This is a genomic window from Streptomyces sp. NPDC044064 (assembly GCF_056434245.1).
The window spans coordinates 110,624-122,519 of the sequence record NZ_JBWKFN010000032.1; the positions used below are offsets into that span (position 1 = coordinate 110,624).

Sequence of the window (11,896 nt, forward strand, 5' to 3'; positions counted from 1 at the left end):
GAACGGCGGGCGGTCTGGGGTACTGCACAACACCCTGCTGCGCCGGCCGGTACGGAGCATCGGTAGTAGTCCCCCACCTTTCCCGACCGGTGGGTGCCTGCCCCCGGCGGAAGGCGGGAGGGAGCCGGTCACGGCGGTGTCGAGCGAGTCCGGGGAGGTTGCGCGAAGGCCTGGTGGGGGTGCGGAGTGCGGGGACATGGGGGTCGCACGCCGTCCGAGGGGCGGGTGCGGGGGCCGTACCGGCGGGTGAGCCGGGTCGTCACGAGCCCGGGGCGAACTCGGCACCCGTACCTGGGGGTTACGCGGGCACCCGTGCCGGCCTGCGGTTTCTTCCGCCCGGGGTGGGGCCGTCCCCCAGTGGGGTGGGGGCCCCGGGAGAATATGGGGGTCACTTCCCCATGTGGGGGGCGTACCGGTTCTGCGACCTTCGTCTCGTGACTGAGACCGCCTGCCTCCCGACTCCCCGGAGCGCCGGCCTGCCGCTCGACTGGTGGGCCCCGGCGCTGTCCCTCGCGGAACGGCTCGCCGCCCCGGACCTTCCCGAGGCGCCGGCCGGGCCCGCCGCAGTCCGCGCCCCCTGGGCCGTCGGTGACGCGGAGGGCTTCGCCGCTCGGCTCGCCCACCTCGGAGTGGACGCGGGCACGGCGGCGGCGCTCGCGCTGGAGCCCGCCGAGCGGCTGGCGGCCCGTGCGGACAGGCCCCGTTGGGCGTGCTACGTCGAACAGTCCCTGGACGCGGCCGCCGAGGAGGCGGTGGAGGGGAGCACGGACGGCGGCGCGGGACCCGATGCCTTCGCCCCTGTCGTACGGCCGCTCGTCGCCCCGGCCGCCGCTCGGCTGGACAGCCTGCTGGAGGGGCTGCCGGAGGCCGAACGGGCGGTCTGGCGCGGCGCGTTCGAGGAGCGGCTGACGTACCAGCTGGTCCGGCAGGCCGCACGCACCCTGGTCCACGAGCTCACCGCGGCGCGGCGGGCCGGCCGGCTGGCCGGAGCCGGACCGCGCGAGCGGTTCACCTCGTTCCTCTCCCTGACCCGCACCCGGCAGGGTCTGGGCGGGCTGTTCGCCGCCTACCCGGTGCTGGCCCGGATGCTCGGGCAGACCGCGCTGGACGCGGCCGAGGCCGCCGTCGAACTCGTACGACGGTTCCGGGCCGACCGGGACGACCTGACCGCCGGTCTCCTCCACGGCCGGGTCCCCGGCGCGCTCACCCGCGCCGATCTCGGCCTGGGTGACGCGCACCAGGGCAACCGGGCGGTGGCGATCCTGTACTTCGCGAGCGGCGACCGGGTCGTGTACAAGCCCCGGCCGCTGGAGCAGCACGCTCTCCTGGACGACCTGGTGGCCTGGCTGAACGCCAGGGTGCCCGGGCTCGGACTGCGCAGCCCGCGCGGACTGCGCCGGGACGGCTACGGCTGGCTGGAGTTCGTGGAACACCGCTGGTGCCGGTCGGTGACCGAGACCGACGCCTTCTACCGGCGGCAGGGCGCGCTGCTGGCGCTGCTGTACGCGGTGGACGGCGCGGACATGCACTACGAGAACGTCATCGCCTGCGGCGACCAGCCGGTCCTGGTGGACGCCGAGACGCTGCTGCACACCGGGCTCGCGCAGGCCATGACGGCCGGTGCCGACCCGGCCGCGGACGCCCTGCACGCCTCCGTGCACCGCACCTGCCTGCTGCCCCACCTGCTGATCGGAGAGCACGGGGCGCTCGACATCTCCGCGCTCGGCCGGTCCACCGACGGCACCTACCCGAGCGAGGGGCTGCGCTGGGTGGACAGCGGCACGGACACCATGCGGGCCGTGCGCGCCCCGGTGCTCAGCCCGGCCGCGCAGAACCAGCCGCTGCCCGACGGTCGTCCGCTGGACGGCGCCGACCACCGGGCCGCCCTGCTGGAGGGCTTCCGCACCGGCTACGCGGCCATCGCCGCACACGGCCGTGAACTGGTCGGCGTCGATGGGCCGTTGGCCGCACGGGCGGACAGCCCGGCGCGCCTCATCGTCCGTTCGACCCGGCTGTACGCGACGCTGCTGGAGGAGTCCACCCATCCGTCGCTGCTCGGTGACGCACTGGCCCGGGAAGGTGTGTTCGCCGTCCTGTGGACCGAGTCCGAACAGGACGAGGCGCGCCGGCGGCTCGTCGAGCACGAGACGGCGGACCTCTGGCGCGGCGACGTACCCCTGTTCGCCCATCGGCCGTCCGGGACCGGGGTCCGGGCGGCCGATGGGACCTGGCTTCCCGGTCTGCTCCCGGTGGCGAGTCTGACCGCGGTCCGGGAGAAGATCGCCCGGATGGACGAGGTGGACTGCCACGACCAGGAGTGGATCGTGGCCGCCACGCTCGCGGCCCGCGGCGCCCATGCTCCGCAGGACCGGCCCAGGTCCGAGCTGACCGTGGCACCGGTGCCCGCGGTCGTGCCCGAGCCGTCCCGGCTGCTCGCCGCGGCCTGCGGGATCGCCGACGAGATCGCCGCCCGTGCGGTGCGTTCGGAAGGCCGGACCAACTGGCTGGGTCTGGAGCGGGTTTCGGGCCCGCACTGGGCGGTGCTGCCGATGGGCGCCGGACTGGCGCAGGGCTACTGCGGGGTCGCGCTGTTCCTGGCCCAGGCGGACGCGCTGGCCGGGGGCGGCAGGTACGCGCCGCTGGCGCGGGAGGCCGTGACGCCCCTGCCGGCTCTGCTGAAGGCGCTGGCCGCCGATCCCGAGTCGAGTGCGGCGGCCGGTCCCGGGGCGTACGACGGGCTCGGCGGCATCCTGTACGCCCTGGTGCGGCTGTCGGCCCTGCTGGACGGGAACCTGACGGACTGTCTGCCGGATGCACTGACCGCGCTGGGCCACGCCGTGGCGGCCTGCCCCGATCCGGGGCTGGCCGGCGGTACGGCCGGAGCGCTGGCCGCCGCGGTCGCGGTGCACGAGGCGACCGGGGCGACCGCCGCCCTGCGGCTGGCGGACGCGGTCGCGGACCGGCTGCTGGCCACGGCGGCCGACGCCGACGGGGTACCCGGATTCGCGGACGGCGGCGCGGGCGTCGGCTGGGCACTGCTGCGGTACGCGGCCCGCCGGCCCGGACGCGCCGCCGCGCACGCGGCCACCGCGCACGCCATGCTCCGTGCCGCGCTCCAGGAGGTCCCCGCCACGGCACAGGACCCGTGCTGGTGCTCCGGACTCGCCGGAGTGGCGGCCGCCGCCGTCGGACACGACGCGTCCTCGCTCCGGAACCGGCTGACGGAGACCGAGATGTACCCCGACCTGAGCCTCGGGCACGGCACCCTCGGCACGCTGGAGGCCCTGGCCGTGCTCGCCGAACGGGGTGACACGACCGCGGCCGGGACCCTCACCCGGCGCACCGGTCAGGTGCTCGCCCTCGTCGAGGCTCAGGGCCACCGATGTGCCACTCCCGACCACGTGCCCTCCCCCGGGCTGCTGACCGGACTGTCCGGCATCGGCTACGGCCTCCTCCGCCTGGCCCGCCCCGAGTCCGTCCCCTCCGCTCTGCTCCTGGGACATCCTGATCACCGACCGATCCACTGACCGACCCACGTACCTTCGCTCGACCGCTCGTCAGCACCATGGGCTTCCTCCGCCTCCCACCCCGTGCTCGCCCGCACGGGTCTTCCGAAGGGGATCACCGTCATGGACAAGCAGCTCACCACCACCACCGCCGACGCCGACGTCACCGAGGCCGCCGCCGTCGAGCAGGACGCGGCGGGCGGGATCGCCCTCAAGGGCCGCAACCGCGCCTGCGCCCGCGCCCGTGTGCTGGCCGGGATGGTGCTGACCAGCGGGATCGTCATCACGCTGAGCACCCTGGACACCTCGGTCTCCGCCCCGCGGTGACGCCTCGTCGGCAGTGACACCCAGCGGTGGGGGGGGGGGGGGGGGGGGGGGGGGGGGGGGGGGGGGGGGGGGGGGGGGGGGGGGGGGGGGGGGGGGGGGGGGGGGGGGGGGGGGGGACGTGCGTACTCCCCCTCCCCCCCCTCCCCTCCCCCCCCCCCCCCCCTCCCTCCCCCCCCCCCCCCCCCCCCCCCCCCCCCCCCCCCCCCCCCCCCCCCCCCCCCCCCCCCGCTTTCGCACGGGAACCGGAACGTGTGCGGGCGACATGCCACACGTCCCGAAATTCCGATTATCATCTGCGTTCATGCGTTCCCATGCGCCATCCTTGGTCGGGCGGGATTCCCAACTGGGCTTGCTTGAGCGTGCCTTGTCCGACGCCGGGCAGGGTCGCGGTGGTGTCGTCTTCCTGGTCGGCGAGGCCGGGGTCGGCAAGTCACGCCTGGCGGCAGAGGCCGTGGGCGGTGCTCTCGGGTCCGGGATGCGGGTGCTGCGCGGCCGCAGCAGCACGACGGGTCCGGCCGTGCCGTTCCGGCCGCTCACCGAGGCACTGATGTCGCTGTTCCGCAGCGGCGAGCCTCTCGACGACCTGGTCCTCGGTCCCTACCGCCCGGTCCTCGGGCAGCTGATTCCCGACTGGGACACCGGGGAGCGGGAGAGCAGCTCGATGGTGATCCTGGGCGAGGCGGTCCTGCGTCTGCTCATCGCCGCCGCCCGCGGCCAGGGCCAGCTCCTGCTGCTGGAGGACCTGCACGACGCCGACCCGGAGACGCTCGGCGTCCTCGAGTACCTGGTGGACAACCTGGAGTACACGCCGGTCCTGCTGCTGGCCACCGTGCGGACGGACTTCAGCGACGCCCTGGACCTGGCACAGTCGGCCCGCCGGCGCGGCGCCGCCAGCCTGGTCGAACTGCCGCCGCTGACCCGCCCCCAGGTGCACGACATGATCGCGGCCCAGCTCGGCGTGCCCGCCCCCGACGAGGTGCCCGCACCGGTCCTGCGGCGGCTGTGGGAGGACAGCGCGGGCAGCCCGTACCTGGTCGAGGAGCTGCTGCAGTCCATGATCGGGGCCGGCACGCTGGTGCAGGGCCCGGACGGCTGGCGGGCGGTCGGGGATCTACGCAGTGACGTTTCCTCCACGCTGGCCCGCGGCATCCTCCGCCGTATCGACCGGCTGGGCGCACAGGGCCTCACCCTGCTGTCGGCAGCCGCCGTCCTCGGCCGCCGCTTCCCGCTGACCGTGCTGCAGCGTATGACCGGCATCGACGACCGTGCCCTGCTCAGCCACCTGCACGCGGGCGTGGCCGCCCGGCTGGTGCTGCCCGACGAGCCCGCCCCGGACTGGTACTCCTTCCGCCACTCCCTCACCGTGGAGGCCCTGTTCACCCAGATGACGCCCGGTCAGCGGGCCGAGCTGGCCCGGCGGGGCGCCGAGGCGGTCGAGGAGCTGCACCCCGAACTCGCCGGTGACTGGTGCGCGTTGGCCGCGGGACTGCGCTGCGAGGCCGGTGACACCGCCGAGGCGGGGCGACTGTTCGCCGAGGCCGGCGGGCGGGCGCTGGCGGCGGGCGCGCTGGGCTCGGCGGTGACCCTGCTCAGCCGGGCCGAGGACCTGCTGGCGTCCGGCAGCGATCCGCAGGCCCGGGCCGGGGTGCTCGAACACCTGCTGCCGGCGCTCGCCGAGGCCGGTGATTTCGCCCGCGCCTTCGACCTGGCCGAGGACCTCCATGTGCTCGACGGCTCCGGACTGAGCGCGGCCCGGCTGGCGACCCTGCACACCCGGCTGGCCAAGGTCGCCCACACGGCCGGCCGTTGGAGCGACGGCAACCGGCAGATAACCCGGGCCCGGAAGGTGCTGGCGGCGGCCCCGGACGACGCGACCGCGGCGGCCGTCGACGTCACCGCCGCCTATCTCGCCCTGGACACGCCCGGTCCCGACCGCACCCAGCACGCCGAGAAGCTGGCCCGCTCGGCCGCCGACACCGCCGAGCGGTACGGACTGCCCGTCGTCGCCTGCCAGGCCCGGGAGCTGCTCGCCACCGTGGCCCGCGAACGGGACCCGGAGGAGTCACAGGCGATGCTGGAGCAGGCCCTCGCCACGGCCGAGCGGCACCGGCTGCCGTTGCAGCGCATGTACGCGGCGACCCGGATGGGCGGCAACGTCTGGCTGGCCGAGGGCGACACCTCGGGCCTGCTGGCGGCCCGGGCGGAGGCCCTGCGGCTCGGCTCGGTCAACATCGTGCACACGGTGGAGGGCATCCTCGTCCTCGACAGTGTGCTGCGCGGCAGCTACGACACCGCCCGCGAGGCCGCCGCCGAGTGCCTGGTGGTCGTGCGCCGGCTGCGGCTCGCCCCCGCGGTGCGCTACGTCCTCATGGCCCAGGCCACGCTGGAGGCGCACCTCGGCGACCGTACGGCGATGGAGGCGGCGCTGGCCGCGTTCGCCGAGTGGGACGGGTCCGGTTCACAGGAGGAGCCGCTCTGCTTCGGCCTGGCCCGCGCCTTCTGCGCGCTGATGGAGGAGAACCGCGAGCTGGGCCGGGCGGAGCTGCGCGAGGTGCTGGCCCTGGAGGCCGGCAACCCGTCCACCTACCACCTCAGCGGCACCCACGGCCTCGTCCTGCTGCTTGACCTGCTCGCCGGGGAAGCGGACCGGGCCCGGCACGAGGAGATCACCGCCACCGCGGTCGCCCGGATGCGCTGGAACCGTCAGTTCGTGATGCTCGCCGACGCCGTGCTGCTGGGCCGCGAGGGCGAGGGCGCTCGGGCCGCCGCCACGGTCGAGGCGGCGCTGGCGGTGGCGGAGGCGTATCCGACGGCCCAGCATCTCGGCCTGCGGCTGATCGCGGACGCGGCGCACCAGGACGGCTGGGGCGATCCGGTGGGGTGGCTGCGGCGCGCGGAGCACTACTTCCACGAACGGGACGTGGCAGCCGTCGCGGGCGCCTGCCGGGCCGCGCTGCGCCGGCTCGGCGCTCCCGTGCACCAGCACCGCTCGGGCACCAGCGGCATCCCCGAACACCTGCGCGCGCAGGGCGTCACCGTCCGCGAGTTCGAGGTCTTCCGGCTGCTCGCGGAGCGGCTCAGCAACAAGGACATCGCGGACCGCCTGTTCATCTCGCCGCGGACGGCCGAGAAGCACATCGCGAGCCTCATGACGAAGACGGGAGCGGTCAACCGCGCGGACCTGTGCGCCCGGTCGGCCGCGCTGCGAACCGTCTGACGCCGTCCGGCGTCCCTAGTTGTCGTCCAGCCTCTGTCCCGGTCCCGGGCGGATCACTCATCCCATGCGAGGACACATGCTCATACGTTCCGCCGTCACCGCCCTTTCGGGCGCGCTGGTCCTGTCCGCCCTCGCCGTGACGACGGCCGACGCCGACTCCGGCGAGGGGGACACCCACATCGTCAAGGTCGTCGTCAATGGCGGGAAGCCGGTCGTGGTCGGCGCCACCGGCTACAAGACCTTCACGCTGAGCATCACCGCAGCCGACAACTCGGGGATCATGGATGCCTTCGGATGGGTCTACCACGGCTCGTTCGACAACCCCGACGGCCATGCGGGTCCCGGCTCCGACACCCCGATGGCCTGCTCCCCCGACCCCGTCAGCGAGAGCACCTCCACCTGCACCACCGACATCACCATCGGCCCCCGTACGGCCCACGGGAACTCCACCGCCGGCACCTGGCACGTCTGGACCTCGGTGGACGCCAACGACAGCGACTACATCAACCTGGACAGCGCGGGCACCTTCCTGATGAAACGTTCCGCCCGGCTGACCGCCGACGCCTCCCCCGAGCCGGTGGCCGCGGGCAAGGCCCTCACCGTCAAGGGCGCGCTGACCCGGGCCAACTGGGACCGCGCAACCTACGACGGCTACGCGGGCCAGAAGGTGAAGCTGCAGTTCCGCAAGGCCGGAACGACCACCTACACCACGGTGAAGACCGTGACCAGCGGAACCGGCGGCGCCCTGAAGACCACGGCGACGGCCACCGCGGACGGCTACTGGCGCTGGAGCTTCGCGGGGACCGGCACGACGGGGTCGGCCAACGCCCCCGGTGACTACGTGAACGTCACCTGAGCCTCGGCCGGCCTCCGCCTCACCACCCGGGACACGGCCACGTCCGCCGGGTCAGGATGGCGCTCGTCACCTGACCCGGCACGAAGTCCTGGGCGTCGCACGGGGACGCGGCCGTGCGGTCGGCGCGGAAGGCGCTCGGGGTGCGGCCCGTCATCGCCTTGAACGTGCGGTCGAAGTGCGGCTGGTCGTGGTAGCCGGCCTGCGCGGCAGCGTCGGCCCAGCTCGCCCCGGACTCCTTCAGCCGCAGGGCCGCCTGCAGCCGCATCACCTGTGCCGCGCCCTTCGGGGTCAGCCCGGTCTGGGAGCGGAAGCGCCGTTCGAGGTGGCGACGGCTCCAGCCGGTCCGGGCGGCGAGTTCCTCCACCCGTACCCGCCCGTCCGTGTCCTGCAGGGCGCGCCAGGCCCAGGCCACCTCGGGGCTGGCGGCGGGGCCCGATTCCAGCGCGGCCCGCAGCACGCGGTCCAGCAGTGCGAACCGGCCGCGCCAGTCCGGGACTTCGGCCAGCCGGGCGGGGAGGCCGGACCAGGGTGCGCGGCAGAGGTCGTCCGGACGCACGCACCGCTGCGCCCACTCGGACATGGGCACCCCGAACAGCCGGTAGGCGGTGAGCGGCGTGAGCAGCACGGTCACCCCGTGGATGCCGCCGGTGTGCTCGCCGATCGCGGCGGTGGTCCGGACGCCGTTGGCGACGGAGGCGGCGCAGTACGAGCGGGCCGGGTCGGACGGGTCCAGCACGCGCAGGCTGTCGCCGAAGCCCAGCATCACCTTCACGACCCCGTCGGGTACCAGCAGTCTGCGCCGCGCTCCGATCGCGTCGAAGCGGAAGCCCCGATAGCCGAGTACCTGGTCGCGCAGGCCCGTCGCCGCCGGGCACGCGAGAAATTCGTGCATGAGCCGATCCCCCCTCGATCGACGCGGACACGGCAGCGAGCCTAGGGGTTTCGGGGGACGAGCGGGTCAATCGGCAAGGAGTTGGCCGATATCCGGCGTCAGGGACGCACGGGTCGCATTCGTACAAGCCGCGGTCCGGCCGCCCCGGCAACGCTGGCCCGGCACGGCCCAGCCGAGGACGGCGGCCGTACCGGGCGCCCACCGAGGGCAGCCCGGCGAACCGGAACTGATGAGAGAGGACGCCTGCATGCGTCTGCGAGGGATACGAAGGAAGGCCGGCCTGGTGGCCGCCATGGCGCTGGTGGGGGTCGGAGCGGCCGTCGCGCCGGCCTCGGCCACCGGCTGGAACGTCGACAGCTGGTCCGACCACTGCAACTACACCGGCGCGTACGGCTGTCTCTACTACAGCCCGAACGGCGCAGGGGGGATCTTCAAGGGCTACGGCTATTACTCCGACCTGTCCGGCTACAAGTTCAGCGACGGCCACGCCGTCCGCAACAACGCCGCCTCGATCGGGAGCTACACCACCAACTGCGGCGCCACGACGTGGGTGTACGCCAACTCCGGGGGCGACTACAACTGGGTGCACGCCGGCCGCGGGGGCAACCTGACGTCCGCCCTGCGCAATAACGAGAACTCCTTCGACGCCACCGCCAACTGCACCTGACGCGGATCGCGCGAGAACCGTGAACGGCTCGGCCGGACGGCTCAGACCGCCCGGCCGGGCCGTTCCCCTGGTGGACTCCGGCTCGACCTCGTTGGGAGACGGCTTGTGTTTTCCTCTTTCGCACGCGGGACTTCGGCCGCACTGCTGGTGCTGGCGTCCACGGCGGCATGTTCCCCGGGCGGCGGGACCGCGCAGGCCGGTGCACCGGTGGCCACCCCCACGCCGAAGAGCATGGCCGAGCTGCGTCTGCCGCTGGAGACCTATCTCCTCGACCACGAGCACGCGGGGAAGCTGGAGGTGCTGCTGCTCGGGCTGCGCGACGCCTGCCTCCGGGACAAGGGGTTCACTCCCCCGTCGACGCACGTCACCGGACAGCGGGCGGCGGCCGGGTACGTGCGGCTCTGGCGGTACTACGACACCCGGCGGTACGCGATCAGCGACCGGACCACGGCCCGCCGGTACGGCTATCACCTCCCGCCGTTCACCCGGGGAGCCGCCGCGCCCGTCTCCCTCGGTTCGCTGTCGAAACCGCTGCGGCAGGCGATGACGACCTGCGGTGAGCGAGCGGCCGAGGAACAGCAGGCCAAGGGGCTTTCGCCCGCGCAGGAGCGGAGCGGCCTCGCAACGGATCTCAAGGCCCGGGACTTCAGGGCCTCGCAGTCGGATCCGCGCGTGCTCGCGGTGTTCAGGAAGTGGTCGTCGTGCATGGGACGCAAGGGCCATCCGTACGCGACGCCCCTGGACGCGGCCTCGGACCGCCGGTGGAAACTGTCCGGGCGGCGCACCGCGGCGGCACTGCGCGCCGAGGTCAGCCCGCAGGAGGCCGGGACGGCGGCCGCCGAGGCCGACTGCGCGTACGAGACCAATGTGCTCGGTGTCTCCTTCGCGGTCGAGGCGGAGTACGAGAACAGGGACATCGGGAAGAACGCCGAGGCGCTGGACGGGCTGAAGGCGGACAACGAACGGGCGGCCCGGAACATCGATCGGCTGTGGGCTCGCGGTGAGTGAGGGCCCCCGCCCGACCTCCACCCACTGCGGCACCACGTCGAGGTGGACCTGGCCTAGCGCATCTCCCGCACCGCACGCGACCCGAGCACCGCCACACCGGTGGCGGCGAGCACGCAGGCCACCACCCCGAACAGGGCGAGTGTGCCGACGCGGGCCAGCGCGCCGCACACGATGAGCGACAGGGGGGCGGCCGCGTAGCCGAGGACCATGTCGACGGAGACGACCCGGCTCAGCACGTTCTGCGGGATGTTGCGCTGGATCCAGCTCAGCCCGAACACGCCCTGGAATCCGATGGCGAAGCCCATGGCGAGGACGGTCGCCACGACGGCCGGCGTGCTGTGCACCAGCCCGAGCACGGCCATCCCGGCCCCGAGCCAGCCCGCGAGAGCGGCCACCAGCAGGCCGACCCTGGGCCGGCCGCCGAGCGCGCCGCCGGCCAGGGTGCCGAGCATCGCGCCCCCGGCGAGGGAGCCGTTGAGCACGCCCAGTGTGGCCGAGCCGCCGCGCAGCACCTGGTCGGCGAGAGTGGCGAAGCCGACCGTGAAGGGCCCGGCGTAACAGAAGTTGACGGCGGTGTCGAGGACGACGACGGTGCGCAGCCGGGGGTCGCGCAGGGTGTAGGTCACGCCCTCGCGGATGCGGGCGCCCAGGGACTTGGGCGCCTCGGCGGCCTTACCGTTCTCCGGGCCGGCCGTGCGCGGCCGGGTGCGGATGCTCGCGACGCACCAGCCGCACAGGGCGAAGCAGACGGCGTCGACGAGGAAGGCGACCGGAGCCCGGGTCAGGGCGATGACCACACCGCCGACGGCCGGGCCGACGACGGCGGCCGTCCGGGATCCGGCGCCCAGCAGCGCGTTGGCCGGAGTGAGGAGCTGTTCGTCGACCACGGACGGCAGGATGGACACGCGGGCGGGCTGGAAGAAGGCGTCGACGGCGCCGAAGGCGGCGGCCGCCGCGCACAGCATCCACACCGTCAGATGGCCGGTGAGCCCGGCCAGTCCGACGCCCGCCATCAGTGCGGCACGGGTCCAGCTGGAGGCGAACATCAGCGTGCGGGTGGACCAGGAGTCGCTGAGGGTGCCGCCGACCAGGGTGAGCAGGGCGCGGGGTACGGCCTGGAAGGCGAGGACGTAGCCGAGGGTGAGGGTGGAGCCGGTCAGGCCGAGGGTGATCCAGGAGAAGGCGACGACGCTGAAGCCGTCGCCGAGCAGGGACAACGACTGCCCCAGCCACAGGAGTTGGAAGGGGCGATGCCGGGCGGGTGCCCACAGCCGCGGTCCGGCGCCTGCGAGGGTGGTGGCCATGGTGGAGCCTTTCGTGGTCGGCGGGGCGGGGGGGGGGGGGGGGGGGGGGGGGGGGGGGGGGGGGGGGGGGGGGGGGGGGGGGGGGGGGGGGGGGGGGGGGGGGGGGGGGGGGGGGGGGG

Annotated in this window: 8 protein-coding genes; 6 read left to right on the forward strand and 2 right to left on the reverse strand. The window is 74.4% G+C overall.

The features are described 5' to 3' along the window. Positions 1-434 precede the first annotated feature (434 nt). The 4 genes from AC07DS_RS37710 to AC07DS_RS37725 all read left to right on the forward strand — a co-directional run bounded on the left by AC07DS_RS37710 (position 435) and on the right by AC07DS_RS37725 (position 7,906). Positions 435-3,527 (forward strand): type 2 lanthipeptide synthetase LanM family protein, encoded by a 3,093-nt coding sequence (locus tag AC07DS_RS37710; RefSeq protein WP_479152863.1) that lies wholly within the window; start codon positions 435-437, stop codon positions 3,525-3,527. A 102-nt stretch (positions 3,528-3,629) separates the two neighbouring features. Continuing rightward, on the forward strand, positions 3,630-3,833 hold the full coding sequence (locus tag AC07DS_RS37715) for a hypothetical protein (RefSeq protein ID WP_479152865.1): 204 nt from the start codon (positions 3,630-3,632) through the stop codon (positions 3,831-3,833). A gap of 301 nt (positions 3,834-4,134) precedes the next feature. Continuing rightward, positions 4,135-7,050 (forward strand): helix-turn-helix transcriptional regulator, encoded by a 2,916-nt coding sequence (locus tag AC07DS_RS37720; RefSeq protein ID WP_479152867.1) that lies wholly within the window; start codon positions 4,135-4,137, stop codon positions 7,048-7,050. Positions 7,051-7,126: 76 nt separating this feature from the next. Continuing rightward, complete coding sequence (locus AC07DS_RS37725; protein WP_479152869.1) at positions 7,127-7,906, forward strand: calcium-binding protein; 780 nt, start codon at positions 7,127-7,129, stop codon at positions 7,904-7,906. Positions 7,907-7,925: 19 nt separating this feature from the next. Here AC07DS_RS37725 and AC07DS_RS37730 read toward each other — a convergent pair whose 3' ends face one another. Continuing rightward, positions 7,926-8,798, reverse strand: a complete 873-nt coding sequence (locus tag AC07DS_RS37730) for a helix-turn-helix domain-containing protein (protein WP_479152871.1) — start codon at positions 8,796-8,798, stop codon at positions 7,926-7,928. Positions 8,799-9,045: 247 nt separating this feature from the next. On the opposite strand from AC07DS_RS37730, the gene AC07DS_RS37735 reads away from it, so the two are divergent. Together AC07DS_RS37735 and AC07DS_RS37740 are read left to right on the forward strand one after the other, a co-directional pair. Further along, on the forward strand, positions 9,046-9,465 hold the full coding sequence (locus AC07DS_RS37735) for a hypothetical protein (protein WP_145884524.1): 420 nt from the start codon (positions 9,046-9,048) through the stop codon (positions 9,463-9,465). Between the two features lie 105 nt (positions 9,466-9,570). Beyond that, the gene (locus tag AC07DS_RS37740) at positions 9,571-10,473 is read left to right on the forward strand and encodes a hypothetical protein (RefSeq protein WP_479152873.1); all 903 of its coding nucleotides are present in this window, start codon (positions 9,571-9,573) and stop codon (positions 10,471-10,473) included. Positions 10,474-10,526: 53 nt separating this feature from the next. On the opposite strand, the gene AC07DS_RS37745 is transcribed toward AC07DS_RS37740, so the two are convergent. Further along, on the reverse strand, positions 10,527-11,777 hold the full coding sequence (locus AC07DS_RS37745; protein ID WP_479152877.1) for an MFS transporter: 1,251 nt from the start codon (positions 11,775-11,777) through the stop codon (positions 10,527-10,529). Between the last annotated feature and the right edge of the window lie 119 nt (positions 11,778-11,896).

Bases quoted from the DNA above. Each gene is read 5' to 3' on its own strand.
- AC07DS_RS37715 (WP_479152865.1), top strand. From the start codon at position 3,630: ATGGACAAGCAGCTCACCACCACCACCGCCGACGCCGACGTCACCGAG.
- AC07DS_RS37720 (WP_479152867.1), top strand. From the start codon at position 4,135: ATGCGTTCCCATGCGCCATCCTTGGTCGGGCGGGATTCCCAACTGGGC.
- AC07DS_RS37725 (WP_479152869.1), top strand. From the start codon at position 7,127: ATGCTCATACGTTCCGCCGTCACCGCCCTTTCGGGCGCGCTGGTCCTG.
- AC07DS_RS37730 (WP_479152871.1), bottom strand. From the start codon at position 8,798: ATGCACGAATTTCTCGCGTGCCCGGCGGCGACGGGCCTGCGCGACCAG.
- AC07DS_RS37735 (WP_145884524.1), top strand. From the start codon at position 9,046: ATGCGTCTGCGAGGGATACGAAGGAAGGCCGGCCTGGTGGCCGCCATG.
- AC07DS_RS37745 (WP_479152877.1), bottom strand. From the start codon at position 11,777: ATGGCCACCACCCTCGCAGGCGCCGGACCGCGGCTGTGGGCACCCGCC.